This window comes from Curtobacterium luteum (assembly GCF_001475545.1).
In the GTDB taxonomy this organism is placed as follows: Bacteria; Actinomycetota; Actinomycetes; order Actinomycetales; family Microbacteriaceae; genus Curtobacterium; species Curtobacterium luteum_A.
Genome location: NZ_LDQC01000039.1, coordinates 19,378 through 38,814 on the forward strand (window position 1 = coordinate 19,378; position 19,437 = coordinate 38,814).

General features: G+C 70.8%; 16 protein-coding genes and 1 tRNA gene. 9 read left to right on the top strand and 8 right to left on the bottom strand.

Annotated elements, in window-relative coordinates; translation table 11 throughout:
- Nucleotides 1-16 precede the first annotated feature (16 nt).
- Genes NS184_RS07425 through NS184_RS07435 form a run of 3 tightly spaced genes read left to right on the top strand, consistent with a single transcriptional unit; the run spans nucleotide 17 to nucleotide 3,494 of the window.
- Entirely contained in the window at nucleotides 17-1,033 is a 1,017-nt protein-coding gene (locus NS184_RS07425; RefSeq protein ID WP_058725485.1) for an ABC transporter permease, read from the top strand.
- The gene (locus NS184_RS07430) at nucleotides 1,030-1,917 is read left to right on the top strand and encodes an ABC transporter permease (protein WP_058725486.1); all 888 of its coding nucleotides are present in this window, start codon (nucleotides 1,030-1,032) and stop codon (nucleotides 1,915-1,917) included. Before NS184_RS07425 ends, NS184_RS07430 begins: the two co-directional genes overlap by 4 nt.
- Nucleotides 1,914-3,494 carry an ATP-binding cassette domain-containing protein gene (locus NS184_RS07435; RefSeq protein ID WP_058725487.1) on the top strand — a complete coding sequence of 527 codons (1,581 nt, stop codon included), beginning with the start codon at nucleotides 1,914-1,916 and terminating at the stop codon, nucleotides 3,492-3,494. The genes NS184_RS07430 and NS184_RS07435 overlap by 4 nt, the downstream gene beginning before the upstream one ends.
- A gap of 266 nt (nucleotides 3,495-3,760) precedes the next feature.
- On the opposite strand, the gene proP is transcribed toward NS184_RS07435, so the two are convergent.
- On the bottom strand, nucleotides 3,761-5,338 hold the full coding sequence (gene proP / locus NS184_RS07440; RefSeq protein WP_242862991.1) for a glycine betaine/L-proline transporter ProP: 1,578 nt from the start codon (nucleotides 5,336-5,338) through the stop codon (nucleotides 3,761-3,763).
- A 288-nt stretch (nucleotides 5,339-5,626) separates the two neighbouring features.
- Here proP and valS point away from each other — a divergent pair, with 288 nt between their 5' ends.
- Together valS and NS184_RS07450 are read left to right on the top strand one after the other, a co-directional pair.
- Nucleotides 5,627-8,209 carry a valine--tRNA ligase gene (gene valS / locus NS184_RS07445; protein ID WP_083513535.1) on the top strand — a complete coding sequence of 861 codons (2,583 nt, stop codon included), beginning with the start codon at nucleotides 5,627-5,629 and terminating at the stop codon, nucleotides 8,207-8,209.
- A gap of 64 nt (nucleotides 8,210-8,273) precedes the next feature.
- Nucleotides 8,274-8,525, top strand: a complete 252-nt coding sequence (locus NS184_RS07450) for a hypothetical protein (RefSeq protein WP_058725517.1) — start codon at nucleotides 8,274-8,276, stop codon at nucleotides 8,523-8,525.
- 137 nt (nucleotides 8,526-8,662) lie between these two features.
- On the opposite strand, the gene NS184_RS07455 is transcribed toward NS184_RS07450, so the two are convergent.
- Entirely contained in the window at nucleotides 8,663-9,499 is an 837-nt protein-coding gene (locus tag NS184_RS07455) for an alpha/beta fold hydrolase (protein ID WP_058725489.1), read from the bottom strand.
- Nucleotides 9,500-9,621: 122 nt separating this feature from the next.
- On the opposite strand from NS184_RS07455, the gene NS184_RS07460 reads away from it, so the two are divergent.
- Both NS184_RS07460 and NS184_RS07465 read left to right on the top strand, forming a co-directional pair.
- On the top strand, nucleotides 9,622-10,206 hold the full coding sequence (locus tag NS184_RS07460) for a TetR/AcrR family transcriptional regulator (protein ID WP_058725518.1): 585 nt from the start codon (nucleotides 9,622-9,624) through the stop codon (nucleotides 10,204-10,206).
- 643 nt (nucleotides 10,207-10,849) lie between these two features.
- Complete coding sequence (locus NS184_RS07465; RefSeq protein ID WP_058725490.1) at nucleotides 10,850-12,877, top strand: M3 family metallopeptidase; 2,028 nt, start codon at nucleotides 10,850-10,852, stop codon at nucleotides 12,875-12,877.
- 187 nt (nucleotides 12,878-13,064) lie between these two features.
- Here NS184_RS07465 and clpX read toward each other — a convergent pair whose 3' ends face one another.
- The gene (gene clpX / locus NS184_RS07470; protein WP_058725491.1) at nucleotides 13,065-14,345 is read right to left on the bottom strand and encodes an ATP-dependent Clp protease ATP-binding subunit ClpX; all 1,281 of its coding nucleotides are present in this window, start codon (nucleotides 14,343-14,345) and stop codon (nucleotides 13,065-13,067) included.
- A 222-nt stretch (nucleotides 14,346-14,567) separates the two neighbouring features.
- Here clpX and NS184_RS07475 point away from each other — a divergent pair, with 222 nt between their 5' ends.
- Entirely contained in the window at nucleotides 14,568-15,290 is a 723-nt protein-coding gene (locus NS184_RS07475) for a YcnI family copper-binding membrane protein (protein ID WP_058725492.1), read from the top strand.
- A complete protein-coding gene (locus NS184_RS07480; protein WP_058725493.1) occupies nucleotides 15,287-15,958 on the top strand; it encodes a copper resistance CopC family protein in 672 nt (223 codons plus the stop codon). The genes NS184_RS07475 and NS184_RS07480 overlap by 4 nt, the downstream gene beginning before the upstream one ends.
- Nucleotides 15,959-16,114: 156 nt before the next feature.
- Here the strand turns inward: NS184_RS07480 and NS184_RS07485 are convergent, their stop codons facing one another.
- The 5 genes from NS184_RS07485 to NS184_RS07505 all read right to left on the bottom strand — a co-directional run bounded on the left by NS184_RS07485 (nucleotide 16,115) and on the right by NS184_RS07505 (nucleotide 19,426).
- Nucleotides 16,115-16,774 carry an ATP-dependent Clp protease proteolytic subunit gene (locus tag NS184_RS07485; protein ID WP_058725494.1) on the bottom strand — a complete coding sequence of 220 codons (660 nt, stop codon included), beginning with the start codon at nucleotides 16,772-16,774 and terminating at the stop codon, nucleotides 16,115-16,117.
- 29 nt (nucleotides 16,775-16,803) lie between these two features.
- Nucleotides 16,804-17,433, bottom strand: a complete 630-nt coding sequence (locus NS184_RS07490; RefSeq protein WP_058725495.1) for an ATP-dependent Clp protease proteolytic subunit — start codon at nucleotides 17,431-17,433, stop codon at nucleotides 16,804-16,806.
- Nucleotides 17,434-17,590: 157 nt separating this feature from the next.
- Nucleotides 17,591-18,898, bottom strand: a complete 1,308-nt coding sequence (tig, locus tag NS184_RS07495) for a trigger factor (RefSeq protein WP_058725496.1) — start codon at nucleotides 18,896-18,898, stop codon at nucleotides 17,591-17,593.
- A 36-nt stretch (nucleotides 18,899-18,934) separates the two neighbouring features.
- Nucleotides 18,935-19,011: transfer RNA gene (locus tag NS184_RS07500), tRNA-Pro, on the bottom strand.
- A 139-nt stretch (nucleotides 19,012-19,150) separates the two neighbouring features.
- A complete protein-coding gene (locus tag NS184_RS07505; RefSeq protein WP_152998109.1) occupies nucleotides 19,151-19,426 on the bottom strand; it encodes a hypothetical protein in 276 nt (91 codons plus the stop codon).
- Between the last annotated feature and the right edge of the window lie 11 nt (nucleotides 19,427-19,437).

Genomic DNA, 19,437 nt, shown 5'->3' on the forward strand with positions numbered 1-19,437 from the left:
GGACTGGAGGCTCGGCATGACCCCGACGCGCCCCCGCGGCTCCGTCGCGTGGTCGCGGTGGGCGGTGTGGGGCCTCGGTCGCCTCGCGGGCGGCATCGGCGTGCTGTGGGCCGTCGCCACGATCGTGTTCGTCGCGGTCCGGCTCATCCCCGGTGACCCTGCCCTCGCGATCCTCGGCGGGCCGGGGTCGCAGGCCTCGGCCGCCGCGGTCGACCAGGTCCGGCACGAGTACGGCCTCGACCGTCCGCTGCTGGTGCAGTACGCGGTGTTCCTCGGCCGGCTCGCCACCGGACAGCTCGGCGACTCCTACGCGTTCCGGACCCCGGTCGCGACGCTGCTCGCCCAGGAGCTCCCCGTCACGCTGACGCTCGCGGTCGCCGGGCTCGTCGTCGCCTGGGCGCTCGCGCTCGTCGCCGCGTGGTGGTCGACGCAGCGCGGTCGGGTCGCCGCCGGCATCGCCGGGGCGATCACCGTCACCGCGAGCGTCGTCCCGCACTTCTGGCTCGGGAGCGTCCTCATCGTCGTGTTCGCGACCGCCCTCGGGTGGGCGCCGGCGGTGAGCGACGGCACGCTCCGCGGTTGGGTCCTGCCCGTGGTCACGGTGGCGGTCCCGGTCGCCGGGTACCTCGCCGAGACGGTCCGCGACGGCATCGTCGACGCGCAGCGCTCCGCGTTCGCCCTGGCCGCCCGGGGCCGCGGGGAGCACCGGCTCGGGGTGTTCCTCCGCCACTCGCTCCGCCACGCAGCGCTGCCCGGGCTCGCGCTGTCGGCGTGGGCGTTCGGGTCGTTGGTGTCCGGTGCTGTCGTCGTCGAGTCCGTCTTCGCACTCCCCGGCATCGGCCGTTCCCTCGTCACCGCGGTGACGCAGCGGGACATGCCGCTCGTCGCCGGGATCGCCCTCGTGTCGGCGGCCGCCTACGTCGTCGTGCTCGCAGTCGCTGACCTCGCCGAACGCGCGGTCGACCGCCGGCCCCGGCGCTCCGGCACCACTCCGGGACGGCGTCGCCACGGCCGGACGGCGGTCGCACGGTGAGCGGCATCCTCGACCCCGCGGCCCCGACCGACGACCCGACCACGAGCCGCGCTCCGTCCGGGGGTGCCGAGCGACACCGTGGGGGGACGCTCGGCACCGCCGGGTGGATCGCGGCCGCGGTCGTCGCGATCGCGGTCGTGGCGGCCGTCGTCCCCGCGCTGCTCGGCGGTGCGCACCCACTTGCCGTGCACCCCGACGAGGCACTGCTCCCCCCGTCCGCCGCACACTGGTTCGGGACCGACGAGTCCGGGCGGGACGTCCTCGCTCGGGTCGTCGCCGGCACCCGTGCGTCGCTCGTCGTCGGGGTCGCGGCCACCTTGGTCGGCGCGGTCACCGGAGTGCTGCTCGGGCTCGTCGCCGGGCTCGGCGGCCGGGTGCTCGACGCGGTCGTCGGACGGGTCACCGAGGTCGCGTTCGCCCTCCCGCTGCTGCTCGTCGCCCTCGTCGTGATCGCCGTGACCGGGCCAGGGCCGGTCCCGGCGGTGCTCGCCGTCGGGTTCGCGACCGCGCCGGGCTACGCGCGGATCGTCCGGGGCCTCGTGCGGACGGCCCGCGAGTCGCAGGTCGTCGAGACCGCGGTCCTCCTCGGCCGGTCCCCCGCGATGATCGTCGTCCGGCACGTCCTGCCCGCTGCGCTGTGGCCGGTCGTCGCGGTCGGGACGCTCGGCATCGGTCAGGCAGTCGTGTGGGCGTCCGCGCTGAGCTACCTGGGCGTCGGGACCCCGCCGCCGGCACCGGAGTGGGGCGCGATGCTCGCCGACGGCCGGACGTACCTGCAGACCGCGCCGTGGATGAGCACCTTCCCCGGACTCGCGATCGTCGTGCTCGCCACCGCCGTCACCGTGCTCGGCCGTGCGGTCCGACGACGGGGCGACGCCCGGTGACCGCCGCGGTCCTCGCGGTCGAGGGGCTCTCGGTCTCGATCGACGGCGTCCGCGTCGTGTCCGACGTCTCGCTCCGGATCGCGCCGGGCGAGTGCGTCGCGCTCGTCGGCGCCTCCGGCTCCGGCAAGACCGTGACCGCCCGGGCACTGCTCGGCCTGTCCGCCGACCGGGCCGTGGTGTCGGCCGGTCGCCTCGACGTCGCGGGGACGGACGCCCGCGGACTCCGTGAGCGCGGGTGGCGGCGACTCCGCGGTGCCTCGGTCGGCTACGTGGGACAGGAGGCCCTCGGCGCCCTCGACCCGCTCCGCCCGGTCGGACGCGAGGTCGCGGACGCACTCCGGCTCCACACCGCGACGACCGCCGCCGAACGCGTGGAGGCCGTGCGGGACGCGCTCGCCGGTGTCGGGCTCGATCCGGCGATCGCGACGGACGGTCGGCTGGCCGGGACGCTCTCGGGCGGGATGCGACAGCGGGCGCTCATCGCCGCCGCGACCATCGGCTCCCCCGCGCTCGTCGTCGCCGACGAACCGACGACGGCCCTGGACGCCGGCGTCGCCGTCACCGTGATGGAGCAGCTGCGCCGGGCCCAGCAGGCCGGCGCCGGCCTGCTCGTCATCACCCACGACCTCGGGCTCGTCGCCGGGTGGGCCGACCGCGTCGCCGTGGTGTCGGACGGCCGGATCGTCGAGCAGGGCCCGGTCGACCGGGTGTTCACCGCGCCCGAGCACCCGGCCACCGCGGCGCTCGTGCACGCCGCCCGGGCCGGGGTGCGTGGTCCTGCGCCCCGGGCGGTCGCCGACACCCCCGACGCCATCGTCGTGGCTGACCGCCTCGACCGCCGCTTCGACGACACCGCGGCCGTGCGGGACGTCTCGTTCGCCCTCGACCGCGGCCGGGTGCTCGGTGTCATCGGCGCGTCGGGGTCGGGCAAGACGACGCTCGCGCGCATCCTGCTCGGCCTCGAGACCCCGGACGCGGGCTCGGTCTCGCTCGACGGCGAGCCGTGGGCACCGCTCCCCGAGCGCGACCGCCGAGCGCGCCGTGACCGGGTCGCGGCGGTGGTGCAGGACCCCGGCGCGACGTTCGACGAACGGTGGGACGTCGAGCGGGTGCTCGCGGACGCCTTCTCGCGCGGGGCGGAGCGACGAGCCCGCGCGGGACTCGGGGCACGGGTCGACGCGGCGCTCCGGCAGGTCGGGCTCGACCCGGAGCTGCGGTCCCGGTCGCCCCTGACACTGTCCGGCGGGCAGCGGCAGCGGCTCGCCATCGCCCGGTCGCTCGCCACCGAACCCGAGGTCCTCGTGCTCGACGAACCCGTCACGGCGCTCGACGCGACCGTGCAGGACGCGGTGCTCGGACTGCTCGAACAGCTCCGCGACGAGACCGGCGTGGCGATGGTGTTCGTGTCGCACGACCTCCGGGCGGTCCGGCGGATGGCGGACGACGTGCTGGTCGTCCACGAGGGCGCCGTCGTCGAGCACGGCCCGGCGGCCACGGTGTTCGGCCGGCCGGCGCACCCCGTCACCGCGCGGCTGCTGCACGCAGCCGAGGTCCTCGCGACCGGCCCCGCCGCCTGACGCGACCCGCACCCCGGGCCGTCGCAGCCGCAGCCCCGCAGTCGCAGTCGCAGTCGCAGCCGAGACTCGGCCCCGCGGACTGTTTCGCGGCAGGTGGGCCGCGAAACTGTCCGCCCAGCCGAGACTCGGGTCAGCGCGGGGCCAGCGCGGCAGCGCGCGGCCAGCGCGGCAGCGCGCGGCCAGCGCGGCAGCGCGACCGGACGATGGAGGCGCGGTGCGGGACGGACCCGCACCGCGCCTCCAGGCCGGTCGACGACCAACGGTCGTCAGGAGCCGGTGGGCTCCTTGTGCGCGTCGCCCGACGAGGGCGCGTCGCCGCTGATGATCGGGATCTCGCTCGTCGAGAAGTCCTTCGCCCAGTCGGACTGCGCGAGGTCGGACTCCGGGTCGTTGTAGTCCTCGATGACCGCGGCGATCTCGTCCTCGTGCGCGACCGTCGGTCCGGACCCCATGAGCGGGGTGGCCGCGGTCTCCTTCGTGAAGTACACCGCCACGAGGCCGATCACGGCGGCGAGCATGAGGTAGAAGGCAGGGATGTCCTCGGCCCAACCGAACCCGGCGTCCTTCGCGGCGTTGATGAGCGCGGCCGTCGCGAGCGGCGTCGTGCCACCGAACAGCGAGACGGACACGTTGAACGCGATCGCCAGCGCGCCGTAGCGGATGATCGTCGGGAACAGCGCGGGCAGGGTCGACGGCATCGTGGAGGTGAAGGTCACGAGCACGAGGCCGAGGATGAGCAGGCCGAAGAAGACGCCGATGCCGGTGCCGCTCTGGACGAGCTTGAGCGACGGCCACGACAGCAGGATGAAGCCGATGCAGCCGGTCGCGAGCACCGGACGACGCCCGAACTTGTCGGACAAGCGTCCGCCGAACGTGATGACGACCATCATGAGGATCATCACGATCAGGATCAGGATGAGACCGAACGTCGCGTTCTGCCCGAGGTTCTGCTCGAGGTAGGTCGGCATGTAGGACAGCAGCATGTAGTCGGTCACGTTGAAGACGAGGACCAGACCGATGCAGATGATGAGTCCGCGCCAGTTCTCCGCGAAGAGCTTGAGGAACGGCGTCTTCTGGGACTCGCGCTCGGCGGCCTGCTCCTGCTGCTTCTGGAAGGCCGGGGTCTCCTCGAGCTTGAGCCGCAGGTAGAGACCGATGAGACCGAGCGGTCCGGCGACGATGAACGGGATGCGCCAGCCCCAGCTGAGCAGCGCGTCCTCGGAGAGCCCGAACTGCAGCGCGGTGACGATGGACGCACCGAGCACGTAGCCCGCGAGCGTGCCGAACTCGAGCCACGAGCCCATGAACCCGCGACGCTTGTCCGGGGAGTACTCGGCGATGAACGTCGCGGCGCCGCCGTACTCACCACCGGTCGAGAAGCCCTGCACGAAGCGGGCGACGAGCAGCAGGACCGGGGCCCAGAAGCCGATCGTCTGGTACGAGGGGATCAGGCCGATCATGAGCGTGCCGGCGGCCATGAGGATCATCGTCAGCGCGAGGACCTTCTGGCGGCCGATCTTGTCGCCGATCGGGCCGAACACGGCGCCGCCGATCGGGCGCACGATGAACGCGGCGGCGAAGAAGCCGAACGTCGCGACGATGTTCGCGGCCGGGTCACCCTTCGGCAGGAAGACCTGCGAGATCGTCACGGTGAGGTACGCGAAGATGCCGAAGTCGAACCACTCCATGGCGTTGCCCAGGGCAGCGGCGGCGACGGCGCGCTTGAGCAGCGACTCCTCGACGACGGTGACGTCGTCCTTCGTCAGCTTGCGGCGGGCGCGCTTCACGGCGCCCTTCGTGCGCAGCGGCCGATCGCCGTTCGCGTGTGCTTCGTTCGGTGACAAATCGTTCCTCCGGTAGTGCTGTGTCTTGCCTTCGGGCGCCCGGCGGACGGCGTCACTGCAGTCCTCGCGAACCCCGCGTCCGCCGGACAAACTCCGACAGACTACCAAATGCTCGGCGTGTCCGTCAGGTCGGTGTGGTAGCGACCGTCGGCGGTGACGGTGCGAACCGCTACCATCGGGGTACCGCGCCGCACGTGCGCGGACACTCAGGCACCTCACCACGGACTCGGTGCCGCACAGAGCGGTCGCAGCGCCGCACGGAACGGAAGGCCCGCCATGCTGAAGCCCATGCCCGAGAAGCCCACGGTCGACGGACTCGAAGACGTCTGGGGCCCGGTCTGGGAGCAGGACGGCACCTACCGCTTCGACCGTTCCGCCGCCGGCGGCCGCGACGCCGTCTACTCGATCGACACCCCGCCGCCGACTGCCTCCGGCTCACTGCACATCGGCCACGTGTTCTCGTACACGCACACCGACCTCAAGGCCCGGTACGAGCGGATGCGCGGCAAGCACGTCTTCTACCCGATGGGCTGGGACGACAACGGATTGCCGACCGAGCGCCGCGTCCAGAACTACTACGGCGTGCGCTGCGACCCGCAGCTCCCCTACGACCCCGCGTTCGTCCCGCCGTTCGAGGGTGGCGACAACAAGTCGAGCAAGGCGGCCGACCAGCTGCCGATCTCCCGCCGCAACTTCATCGAGCTGTGCGAGCGCCTGACCGTGCAGGACGAGCAGCAGTTCGAGCACCTCTTCCGCACGCTCGGCCTGTCGGTCGACTGGACCCAGTCGTACCGCACGATCGACGACACCTCCCGCGCGAGCGCCCAGCGTGCCTTCCTCCGCAACCTCGAGCGCGGCGAGGCCTACCAGGCCGACGCCCCGACGCTCTGGGACGTCACGTTCCGCACGGCCGTGGCCCAGGCCGAGCTCGAGGACAAGGAGATGCCGGGCGCCTACCACGGCATCGCGTTCCACCGCACGGACGGCGGCGAGGACGTCGTCATCCAGACCACCCGCCCGGAACTGCTCGCGGCGTGCGTCGCCCTCGTCGCGCACCCGGACGACGAGCGCTTCCAGGACCTCTTCGGCACCACCGTCCGCTCGCCCCTGTTCGACGTCGAGGTGCCGGTGCTGGCGCACCACCTCGCGCAGCAGGACAAGGGCGCGGGCATCGCGATGGTCTGCACCTTCGGTGACACCACGGACGTCGTCTGGTGGCGCGAGCTGCAGCTGCCCAACCGCGCGATCATCGGCTTCGACGGCCGCGTCCGCTCGGACGAACCGACGTGGATCGAGAGCGCCCGCGGCAGGGAGCTCTACGCCGAGATGGCCGGCAAGACCGTGTTCTCGGCGAAGAAGGTCGTCGTGGACGCCCTCACCGAGTCCGGCGAGCTCGTCGGCGACGTCAAGACCATCAACCACCCGGTGAAGTTCTTCGAGAAGGGCGACAAGCCGCTCGAGATCGTCTCGACCCGCCAGTGGTACATCGTCAACGGCGCCCGTGACGAGCAGCTGAAGGACGTCCTCCGGAAGCGCGGCGAGGAGATCGCGTTCCACCCGGACTTCATGCGCGTCCGGTACGACAACTGGGTCGGCGGCCTCTCCGGCGACTGGCTCATCTCCCGCCAGCGCTTCTTCGGCGTGCCGCTGCCGGTCTGGTACCCGCTCGACGCCGACGGCAACCCGGTGTACGACCAGCCGATCGTCCCGACCGAGGACCAGCTCCCGGTCGACCCGGCGTCCGAGCCGGCCCCCGGCTACGAGGAGTCCCAGCGCGGCGTCGCCGGTGGCTTCCAGGGCGAGCTCGACGTCATGGACACCTGGGCCACCTCGTCCCTCACCCCGCAGCTCGCGGGCAAGTGGGAGTCCGACCCGGAGCTCTACGACCTCGTCTTCCCGTACGACGTCCGACCGCAGGCACAGGACATCATCCGCACCTGGCTCTTCACGACCGTGCTCCGCAGCCAGCTCGAAGCGGACGCCGCACCGTGGAAGCACGCGAGCATCTCCGGCTTCATCGTCGACCCCGACCGCAAGAAGATGTCGAAGTCGAAGGGCAACGTCGTCACGCCGCTGTCGATCCTCGAGCAGCACGGTGCGGACGCGGTCCGGTACTGGGCGGCCTCGTCGAAGCTCGGCACCGATGCGGCGTTCGACCCGCAGAACCCGAAGCAGATCAAGGTCGGTCGTCGTCTGGCGATCAAGGTCCTCAACGCGGCCAAGTTCGTCTACGGCTTCCCACTCCCCGAGGGCGCCCACGCCGTGACCGAGCCGCTCGACGTCGACGTGCTGGCCGAACTCGGCACCGTGATCGAACAGGCGACGACCGCGTTCGACGCCTTCGACCACGCCCGCGCCCTCGAGGTCACGGAGCGCTTCTTCTGGACGTTCTGCGACGACTACCTCGAGCTCGTGAAGGAGCGCGCCTACGGCACCGCCGCGGACGCGACGCACGAAACCCAGGCGAGCGCGGTCCTGGCGCTGCGCGCCGCGATCGACGCGCTGCTCCGTCTGCTGGCGCCGTTCCTCCCGTTCGCGACCGAGGAAGTGTGGGCCTGGACCCACGAGACGAGCGTGCACCGCTCCTCCTGGCCGACCAACGCCGAGCTGCCCACGCAGGCCGAGCCGACCGGTTTGCTCGCGGCCGTCGGGCAGGCGCTCATCGGCATCCGCGGTGCGAAGACGGCGGCGAAGGCGTCCCAGAAGACGCCGGTGACGCGCGCGGTCGTCGCGGCCCCGGCCGAGACGCGGGCGCTCCTCGAGTCCGCGGCGGTCGACCTCGCGGCCGTCGGCCGCATCGCCGACCTGTCGTTCACGGACGGGTCCGAGCTGGCCGTGACCGAGATCGAGCTGGCGGAACAGCCGGCGTAGGGTCGTGTGGGTCGGCCGGGTCGCGTCCGCGAACCGGCCGCTCCACTCCGGACGGGAGGCACGGATGCAGTTGGGCACGCGCTGGAGCGTGGGTGGGCAGCCACCTGCGCGACTGCCCGAGACGATGGTCGTCGCCGTGCGCGGTGTCGAGGACGAGCTCGCGGCCGAGTCCGTCGACACGGCGACGTGGGGCTGGACCCTGACGTTCCTCGAGGGGAAGCCGATCGTCGAGCTCGACGACGGCACCTCGATCCACCTCGACCCCGCGGGGCACGCGCAGGTCACGAACCCGGACGACGCACCGGAAGAGGACTGAGCGGCGCGTCGAGCACCGCGCTTGCAAGCACCGCGCTTGTGGCGTGATCCGCGTCCGCACAACCAAAGTCACCCCGAACCACGGGAAACCGTGGTTCGGGGTGACTTTGGCTGTGCGCCGGCCATCGGCGCGGGTGGCTACTTCGTGAGCCAGCCGAGCAGGACCTCGTTCACCTCGGCGGTGTGCGTCGTGAGGAGGCCGTGCGGGGCACCCTCGATCTCGACGTACTCGGCGTGCGGCAGCGCCTTCGTGAAGCGGCGGCCGGTGGCGTCGATCGGCAGGATGTTGTCCGACGTACCGTGCACGATCAGCGCCGGGACGGTGACCTTCGGGATGTCCTCACGGAAGTCCGTCGGCCAGGTCAGCGGCGCGGCGGCCGACGCGATCGAACCAGAGCCGGCAGCGACGTTCCAGGCGTTCCGCACCTGCTCCTCCGAGATCCGCGACCCGAGGTTCTCCGACAGGTTGAAGAAGTCCTGGTAGAAGTTCGTGAAGTAGGCGTAGCGGTCCTTCTTCACGTCCGCGGCGATGCCCTCGAAGAACGACATCGGGCCGGCGCCGTCCGGGTTGTCATCGGTGACCGCGAGGTACGGCTCGAGCGAGGCGAGGAAGGCGACCTTGGCGATCCGGTCCTCACCGTGGCGGGCGATGTAGCGGGCGATCTCACCGGTGCCCATCGAGAAGCCGACGAGGATGACGTCGCGCAGGTCGAGGGTCTCGAGCACCGCGTGCAGGTCGTCGGCGAAGGTGTCGTAGTCGTACCCGGTCGACGGCTGCGAGGACTGACCGAACCCGCGGCGGTCGTAGGTCACGACACGGTAGCCGGCGTCGAGGAGCGGCGGGACCTGCCCTTCCCACGAGTTGCCGTCGAGCGGGAAGCCGTGGATCAGCACGATCGGCTGCCCGGTGCCCTTGTCCTCGTAGTGGAGCGCGATGTCGACGCTGTTCTCGGTCCCGACGGTGATGCTGCCCATGGTCGTTCCTTTCCCCTGAACGATGCGGAGAACGGTCGTTCTCTGCGATGTCGTCTACACTAGAGAACGATCGTTCCCCGCGCAACACGGGAACGGTGAACACGCAGGGAACGGGGTACGACATGGCAATCAGCACCGTCGAGGCCGACACCAGGGCACACATCGTCGACGTCGCCGACGAGCTCTTCTACGCGCGCGGCATCCAGTCGGTCGGCATGGACGAGATCCGTACCGGAGCGGGTGTCTCGCTCAAGAAGCTCTACAACGCCTTCCCCGGCAAGGACCAGCTCGTCGCGGCGGTGCTCGCCGGACGCCACGAGTACTGGGAGCGCGGCATCGCACAGGCCGTGGCAGCCGCGGACACCCCGCGCGACCGGCTGCTCGCGATGTACGACTTCCTCGAGGAGTGGTTCGGCGACGACACCTTCCGTGGCTGCGGCTTCATCAACGCCTTCGGTGAGCTCGGTGCCACGTCACCGTCCGTGGCGCGGATCGCCCGCGAGCACAAGGAGTCGTTCCAACGCTCCGTCGCCCGACTCGCAGCCGACGTCGTGCCCGACCCCCATGCGGCCGAGGAGCTCGCCGCGCAGCTCGCACTGCTCGCCGAGGGCGCCCAGACCACCGCGGCGATCGCGGGCGACGCGTCGCCTGCAGGCCACGCCCGCCGGGCCGCCGCCGTCCTGGTCGACGCGGCCACGCGGGTGTAGGACGCGCGCCCTGGCCCGGGCCGCGCGTACCCGGTCGTTCGGGGCGTGGCAGGTCGTTCCGGGCGTGGCAGGCGCTTCCGGGCGCACCAGGTCGTTCCGGGCGTGCCCGGCGCTTCCGGGCGTACCAGGTCGTTCGTTCCGACCAGGTACGCCCGATCACGCCACCCATCGCAGTCGCTATGCGAAAGAACGCGCGTGTCGACGACCGAACGGCGGAGCCGGCATGGCGCGCATACCCGGTCGTTCCGGGCGTACCAGGCGCTTCCGGGCGTGGCAGGTCGTTCGTTCCGACCAGGTACACCCGATCACACCACCCATCGCAGTCGTCATGGGAAAGAACGCGCGTGTCGACGGCCGGGAGGCGGAGCCGGCATGGCGCGCATTGCCGGTCCTTCCGGGCGTACCAGGCGCTTCCGGGCGTACCAGGCGCTTCCGGGCGTACCAGGCGCTTCCGGGCGTACCGGGTCGTTCGTTCCGACCAGGTACGCCCGATCACACCACCCATCGCAGTCGCTATGGGAAAGAACGCGCGTGTCGACGGCCGGGAGGCGCGCGCCGCCACGCGCGCGTGACCGGCGCCCCGGAACCGGACTGGAGGCGCGGGTCGGGCCCGTCCCGCGCCTCCAGTCCGTAGGGTGGCGACATGGCAACCCCGTTCGACGAACCGAGCACCCTCCCCTACTCCCTCCCGCCGTTCACCGACGTCCGGCTCGAGCACTTCCGTCCAGCCTTCGACGCAGGCACGGAAGAGCAGCGCGCCGAGGTCGAGGCGATCGCCACGAACCCCGACGCTCCGACGTTCGAGAACACCCTCGTCGCCCTCGAACGGTCCGGACAACGACTCGCCCGCGTGAGCCACGTGTTCTTCACGCTGTCCTCCGCGGACTCGACGCCCGAGCTGCACGACCTCGAAGCCGAGATCTCGCCGCTCCTCGCCGCCCACCGCGACGCGATCACCCTCGACGCCCGGCTGTACGCCCGCATCGATGCCGTCCGTGCCGGGCTCGACACGCGGGACGACCTCACGGACGAGGACCGTCGCCTCGTGGAGCGGACGCACACCGAGATGACCCTCGCCGGCGCGGGGCTCGACGAGGCCGGCAAGGAGCGCCTCACCGCCATCAACCAGGAGCTCTCGACACTCACGACCACGTTCGAGCGGAACCTGCTCGAGGACACCAACGACCTCGCCGTGCACGTCACGGACGAGGAGGAGCTGACGGGGCTCGACGACGGCGCGAAGTCCGCGGCCGCCGGAGCCGCAGCGGACCGGGGCCTCGACGGCTGGCTCATCACGCTGCCGCTCTACACCGGGCACCCGTGGCTCGGTTCGCTCACGGACCGGAGCCTGCGACAGCGGATCATGGAAGCGTCGCTCTCCCGAGGGCGCCGCGGCAACGAGCACGACAACCGCGACGTGCTGCTGCGCATCGTGCGCCTCCGTGCCGAGCGCGCCGAGCTGCTCGGCTTCCCGAACCACGCGGCGGTCGTCACGGCCGACGAGACCGCCGGGACGCCCGAGGCCGTCGACGGGCTGCTGTCGTCGCTCGTGGGGGCCGCCGCCGCCAACGCGGACGACGAGCGTTCGGTGCGGTCGCAGGTGGTCGGGTTCGACGTCGAGTCGTGGGACTGGGCGTACGCGACCGAGCTTCTCCGCGGTCAACAGTTCGCCGCCGACAGCTCGGCCCTCCGCCCGTACTTCGAGGCCGACCGGGTGCTGCACGACGGCGTCTTCCACGCCGCGAACGCCCTCTACGGCCTGACGTTCACCGAGCGCCCGGACCTGCACGGCTACAACGACGAGGTCCGTGTCTTCGAGGTCCGCGACGAGGCCGGCGACGAGGTCGGGCTCTACCTGCTCGACCTCTACACCCGGGACGGCAAGCGCGGTGGCGCGTGGATGAACCCCGTCGTGGAGCAGTCGCACCTGCTCGGGACGCTGCCCGTCGTGGTGAACAACCTCAACGTCGCGAAGCCCGCAGCCGGCTCCCCCACGCTCCTGATCCAGGACGAGGTCGAGACGCTCTTCCACGAGTTCGGGCACGCCCTGCACGGCCTCATCGCGCGCACGACGTACCCGCGGTTCTCCGGCACGAACGTCGAGCGCGACTTCGTCGAGTTCCCGTCCCAGGTGAACGAGATGTGGGTGTCGTGGCCGTCCGTCCTCGCGAACTACGCGAAGCACCACGAGACCGGGGAGCCGCTGCCGCCCGAGCTCGTCCTGGGGCTCAGCGAGTCCGAGGGGTTCAACGAGGGGTTCTCCACGACGGAGTACCTCGCCGCCGCGCTCCTCGACCAGGCCTGGCACCGGCTCTCAGCTGCCGATGCCGCTGCGGTCACCGACGTCGAGGCGTTCGAGCGGGCGGCGCTGGAGTCCGCGGGCATCGCGGTCGAGGCTGTCCCGCCGCGCTACTCGTCGACGTACTTCGCGCACACGTTCTCGGGCGGGTACGACGCGGGCTACTACGGGTACATCTGGTCCGAGGTGCTCGACGCCGACACCGTGGAGTGGTTCCGGGACAACGGCGGCCTCTCGCGCTCGGCCGGTTCGCGGTTCGCGTCGCGGCTGCTCGGCGTCGGTGGGTCGAAGGACCCGCTCGAGGCGTACCGCGACTTCCGCGGCCGTGACGCCGAGGTGGGGCCGCTGCTCCGGCGCCGCGGGCTCGAGTAGGGCGGCGCGCGCCGGCGACGCACGGGCGGCGCGCACGGCGCGAGACCCCAGCGCACAACCAAAGTCAGCCCGAACCGCGGATCCCCGTGGTTCGGGCTGACTGTGGTTGCACGAACGAGCGAACGCGCGAACGCGCGAACGCACGAACGCACGCGCGCACGCGCGCACGCGCGCACGCGCGAACGCCCTACGCGGACTTCTCGATGCGCTTCGCGCGCGGCCGCGGCACGATCGTCGGCGCCGCGTTCTCGAGCACGGACTCGCGGGTGATCACCACGCGTGCCACGTCGTCGTCCGAGGGGACGTCGAACATGACCGGGCCGAGGACCTCTTCGAGGATCGCGCGGAGCCCACGGGCACCGGTCTGCCGCAGCACCGCGAGGTCGGCGATGGCCTCGAGTGCGCCCCGCTCGAACTCCAGCTCGACGCCGTCGATCTCGAACATCCGCTGGTACTGCTTCACGAGCGCGTTCTTCGGCTCGGTGAGGATCTGCATGAGCGCGGCCTGGTCGAGCTGCGACACGGTGGTCACGACGGGCAGACGCCCGATGAACTCCGGGATGAGGCCGAACTTGTGGAGGTCCTCCGGCAGGACGTCCGCGTAGAGGTCCTGCTGGTCGAGCGGGCTGTGCAGCGGAGCTCCGAACCCGATGCCGCGCTTGCCGACGCGCGAGGACACGATGTCCTCGAGCCCGGCGAACGCCCCGGCCACGATGAACAGCACGTTCGTCGTGTCGATCTGGATGAACTCCTGGTGCGGGTGCTTCCGACCGCCCTGCGGCGGGACGGAGGCCGTCGTGCCCTCGAGGATCTTGAGCAGCGCCTGCTGCACACCCTCACCCGAGACGTCGCGCGTGATCGACGGGTTCTCGGCCTTGCGGGCGATCTTGTCGACCTCGTCGATGTAGATGATGCCGGTCTCGGCGCGCTTGACGTCGTAGTCGGCGGCCTGGATGAGCTTGAGGAGGATGTTCTCGACGTCCTCACCGACGTAGCCGGCCTCGGTCAGGGCCGTGGCGTCGGCGACGGCGAACGGCACGTTGAGGCGCTTCGCGAGGGTCTGCGCGAGGTACGTCTTGCCGCAGCCGGTGGGACCGATGAGCAGGATGTTCGACTTCGCGATCTCGATGTCGTCGCGGTCCTCGGCGGCGGTGATCTGCCCCTGCGCCCGGATGCGCTTGTAGTGGTTGTAGACGGCGACGGCCAGCGCACGCTTCGCCGGGTCCTGCCCGATGACGTACTCCTGCAGGAAGTCGAAGATCTCGCGGGGCTTCGGGAGCTCGAAGTCGCCGCTCGCGGTGTCCTCGCCCGCCTCGGCCAGACGTTCCTCGATGATCTCGTTGCAGAGCTCGACGCACTCGTCGCAGATGTAGACGCCCGGGCCGGCGATGAGCTGTTGGACCTGCTTCTGGCTCTTGCCGCAGAAGGAGCACTTGAGCAGGTCAGCGCTCTCTCCGATGCGTGCCATGTGCGTGCCCTCCCTCGGCCGTGCGACGACTCCGTCGGAACCGACGCCTGACGATCCTCCCGGTGCTGATCCACCGGCTGCGTCCGAGCCTAACCGCAACCGACGACAGCCACGGCGACGCCCGGCCGGTTTCGCGTTCCGCGTTCGCCCAGGGCGTTCGATCCTGCTACCGTGTCCGAGTCCTCTCTACAAGTTGTAGAAGTCGCGGAAGGAACACACTCCATGCCCAAGCGCGTCGCCGTCCTCGGCGCAGCAACCCTCGGCGTCACCGCCGCGATCGTCCTCGGCACCGCCGCGGCCGCCAGCGCCCACGTCGAGGCCACCGCCACCTCCACCGCGGCGGACTCGTACACGACCGCGACGTTCTCGGTGCCGCACGGCTGCGACGGCTCCCCCACCACGAAGCTGACCTTCCACGTGCCGGAGAGCATCATCGAGGTGACCCCGACCGTCAACCCGAACTGGACCATCACGAAGACCACCGAGCCGTACACGAGCCCCTCGGCGTCCGCGGACGACGAGTCCAGCGAGGACGCCGGGCAGCGCGTGACCGCCGTCACGTACACCGCGAAGACCCCGCTGCCCGCCGACGAGCGCGACACGTTCTCCCTGTCGTTCTCCCTGCCGGACGGCAAGCCCGGGGACCGCGTCGAGCTCCCCGTCACGCAGACCTGCGAGAAGGGCTCCACCGCGTGGGACGAGCACCAGCAGGACGGCAAGGCCGAGCCGGAGCACCCCGCCCCCTCGATCGTGCTGACGAAGGCCGTCGCGACCGAGGCCGACGGCGACCCGGTCGAGACGAGCGACTCCTCCGACGCGTCGAGCTCGGCCACGAGCAACGGGCCGGACCTCGTCGGGCGCTTCCTCGGACTCGGCGGGCTCGTGCTCGGCGCGGCCGCCCTGGTCGTCGCCGTCGCCTCGACGCGTCGACGGACCGGCAAGTGACGACTCGCCTCCAGCGACCGGCTGCGCGTGCACCGCGCGATCGGTTCCGTGCGGCCGGGAGGCTCGTGGCCGCGTCCGCCACGGCCCTCACGATCGCGGGCGGCGCCGTCCTCGGTCTCGCCGCGCCTGCCAGTGCGCACAACTACATGATCGCCTCGACGCCGAAGGTCGACGGGACGCTCACGACCCTGCCGGAGGCGTTCGAGATCACGACGAACGACAAGCTCCTCGACATCGGCGGGTCGAACGCGGGGTTCGCGTACCGGATCGTCGGTCCGGACGGGAAGTACTACGAGGACGGCTGCCTCAAGGTCGACGGCCCCTCGATGACCACGAAGGCCGCGCTCGGAGCCTCGGGGAAGTACACCGTCGAGTGGCAGATCGTCTCCGCCGACGGGCACACGGTCTCGGACGAGTACACCTTCACGTGGAAGGCACCGTCCGGGTTCTCCCCCGCGTCGGGCGCGTCCGAGCCGCCCACGTGTGCGACGGCGTCCAGCGGGTCCACCGAGGCCCCGACGAACGGCACGGCCTCGCGTTCAGGCGACTCGGCGACCACCGACGCGCTGTTCATCGGCGCGGGCGGGCTCGTCCTCGTCGGCGCCGTCGTCGCGGTGCTGCTGCTCCTCCGTCGACGCCCGGCAGCGCCGTCGCCCGACGAGGACTGACGCCGACCTGTCGGACCCGCACCGTGCCTCCCGGTCGGTTGCCGCACGCCGAAGACGGCGACACGCCGCCTGATCCCGCCGAGGTTCCACCGAACAACGAGAAGGGCGGCCGAGGTTCCAGAATTCTGGAACTTCGGCCGCCCTTCGTCGTGAGCGCTACTTGACGAGCGCCGGCACGTTCTTGCGGCTGGTGAGGACCTGGTCGATCAGGCCGTACTCCAGCGCCTCTTCCGCGGACATGATCTTGTCGCGTTCGATGTCGTTGTTGACCTGCTCCGGCGTGCGGTTCGAGTGCTTCGACAGCGTCTCCTCGAGCCAGGTCCGCATGCGGAGGATCTCCGCCGCCTGGATCTCGATGTCCGACGCCTGCCCGCCACCCTGCTGGGTCGCCGGCTGGTGGATGAGCACGCGGGCGTTCGGGAGCGCCAGACGCTTGCCCGGGGTGCCGGCAGCGAGGAGCACCGACGCGGCCGAGGCAGCCTGGCCGAGGCAGACCGTCTGGATCTGCGGACGGATGTACTGCATCGTGTCGTAGATCGCCGTCATCGCGGTGAACGAGCCACCGGGCGAGTTGATGTACATGACGATGTCGCGGTCCGGGTCCATCGACTCGAGCACGAGCAGCTGCGCCATGATGTCGTCGGCCGACGCGTCGTCGACCTGGACGCCGAGGAACACGATGCGGTCCTCGAAGAGCTTCGCGTACGGGTCCTGCCGCTTGTAGCCGTAGGCCGTGCGCTCCTCGAAGCTCGGGAGGATGTAACGGTTCGACGGAGCCGGGACGTTCTGCGCGCCACCGAGCATGGGGAGATGCATTCTCGTTTCCTTTTCTTCGGTGGGTCGGGTCAGGACTGGGCGCCGGGCTCGGCCGCGTCGGTGGGGGTCTCGCCGTCGCCGACCGTGCCGCCGCCGCCGACGACCTCGGCCGCCGAACCACGGAGGTGGTCGACGAAGCCGTACTCGAGGGCCTCCTGCGCCGTGAACCAGTTGTCGCGGTCGTTGTCCTTGAGGATCTGCTCGATCGACTTGCCGGTCTGCTCCGCCGTGAGCTCGGCCATCCGCTGCTTCATGTCGAGGATGACCTTCGCCTGCGTCTGGATGTCGGCAGCGGTGCCGCCGAAGCCACCCGACGGCTGGTGCAGCAGCACGCGCGCGTTCGGGGTGATGTAGCGCTTGCCCGGGGTGCCCGACGAGAGCAGGAACTGCCCCATCGAGGCCGCGAGGCCGATGCCCACCGTGACGATGTCGTTCGGCACGAACTGCATCGTGTCGTAGATCGCCATGCCGGCGGTGATCGAGCCACCGGGCGAGTTGATGTAGAGGTAGATGTCCTTCTCAGGGTCCTCGGCCGCGAGCATCAGCAGCTTCGCTGCGATCTCGTTCGAGTTGTCGTCGCGGACCTCGGAGCCGAGCCACACGATCCGGTCTCTCAGAAGGCGGTCAAAAACACTGGGGTTCAGTGTCGCTTCGGCCATGGAAAAGCTCCCGTTCAGTTGTCGCTTGATGTCGAACTTATCGGGTGCAACGCACCACTTCGCGTCTGTTCGCTCTGGGCGGTTCCACCGCACCGGAAACGGACGGGAGGCGCGGTGCCAGCCGGCACCGCGCCTCCCGTCCATGGGGTGGGGACGCTTACTCAGCGTCCTCCGCCGGGGTCTGCGCGACACCCGCGGTGAAGGCGGAGAGGTCGACGTCGTCGCCGTTGGAGTCCTTGACGGTCACCTTCGAGAGGACGGTCGCGACGGCCTTCGAGCGGGCCACCTCGCCGACCATGCCCGGGATCTGCCCGTTCTGGTCGATGACGCGGATGAACTCGGCCGGCTCCATGCCGTACTGTGCGGCGGCCTGGATGAGGTACTGCGTGAGCTCCTCCTGCGAGACCTGGATCTCTTCCTTCTCGGCGATCGCGTCGAGGAGGATCTGCGACCGGAACGCCTTCTCGCTGGACTCGGCGACCTCCTTGCGGTGCTCGTCGTCCTCGAGGCGGTTCTCCTGCTCGAGGTGACGGTGCACCTCGTCCTCGATGAGCTTCTCCGAGATCGGGATGTTGACGTCCTCGATGAGCTTCTCGACGAGCTTGTCGCGGGCAGCGGCGCCCTGGCCGAAGGTCTTCGACTTCGCGATCTGCTCCTTGAGGTCCGCCTTGAGCTCGTCGATCGTGTCGAACTGGCTCGCGATCTGGGCGAACTCGTCGTCGGCCTCGGGGAGCTCGCGCTCCTTGACCGCGGTGACGGTCACGGCGATCTGGGCGGTCTCGCCCTCGCGGTCGCCGCCGACGAGCGTCGACTCGAAGGTGGTCGACTCACCGGCGGTGAGGGACTCGAGCGCCTCGTCGATGCCCTCGAGCAGGTCGCCCGAGCCGAGCTCGTAGGAGACGCCGGTGGCCGAGTCGACCTCGTCGTCGCCGATCGTGGCGGTGAGGTCGATCTGCGCGAAGTCGCCCTTCGTCGCCGGACGGTCGACCGTGACGAGCGTGCCGAAGCGGGTGCGCAGGTTCTGCAGCTCCTCCTCGATCTCCTCGTCGGTGACGTCCACGGCGTCGACCGTGAGCTCGTAGTTCGCGTAGTCCGGGAGGTCGAACTCCGGACGGACGTCGACCTCGAACGTGAGGACGAGGTCGCCCGTGAAGTCCTTCACGTTCGGGAGCTCGGCGACGTCGGCCTCGGCGCGGCCGAGGATGCGCAGCTCCTGCTCCTCCACCGCCTGGCGGTAGAAGTTGTCGATCGCGTCGCCGACGGCGTGGTTCAGGACCTCGCCACGGCCGACACGCTGGTCGACGATCGCCGGCGGGACCTTGCCCTTGCGGAAGCCCGGGATGTTGATCTGCTCGGCGATGTGCTTGTACGCGTGGTCGATGCTCGGCTTGAGGTCTTCCGGCGTCACGTTCACGGTGAGCTTGACGCGGGTGTCGCTCAGCTTGTCGACGGTGCTGGTGGCCAAGGGATGTACTCCTGTTGGTTGACGTTCTTGTGGACCTGGTCGGGGCGACAGGATTTGAACCTGCGACCTCCCGCTCCCAAAGCGGGCGCTCTACCAAGCTGAGCTACGCCCCGTTTGACTGGGCCAGGGGTGGCCACGCACGCCGGAAGGGCGCATGCGACCCCGATGAGTGTAGCGGTCTGCGGGCGCGCGGTTCCCGGGAGGTGTGGAGCGTCGTGGATCCGTGGTGCCCGGCGCGTCCCTGTGCAGGGATCAGCCGTCCTCGGCACGGCGCCGGAGCGCGCGCCGCCATCGGAGTCCGACGACGACCTGGACCGCCGCCGCGGCGAGCACCAGCGCGACACCGAGGACGATGCGCCAGACGTGCAGGAGCGCGTGCGCGGGCTGCTCCTGAGGATCGCCGAACAGGGCCGGCCGGAGCGAGAACACGACCGCGGCGAGCACCACGAGCACGTAGGAGACGATCCGTGACCACCGGATCCGACGGGCGTCACGGTCGCTCGGCGGGAGCGTCACGAGGGGTGGCATGTCGGTCGCCG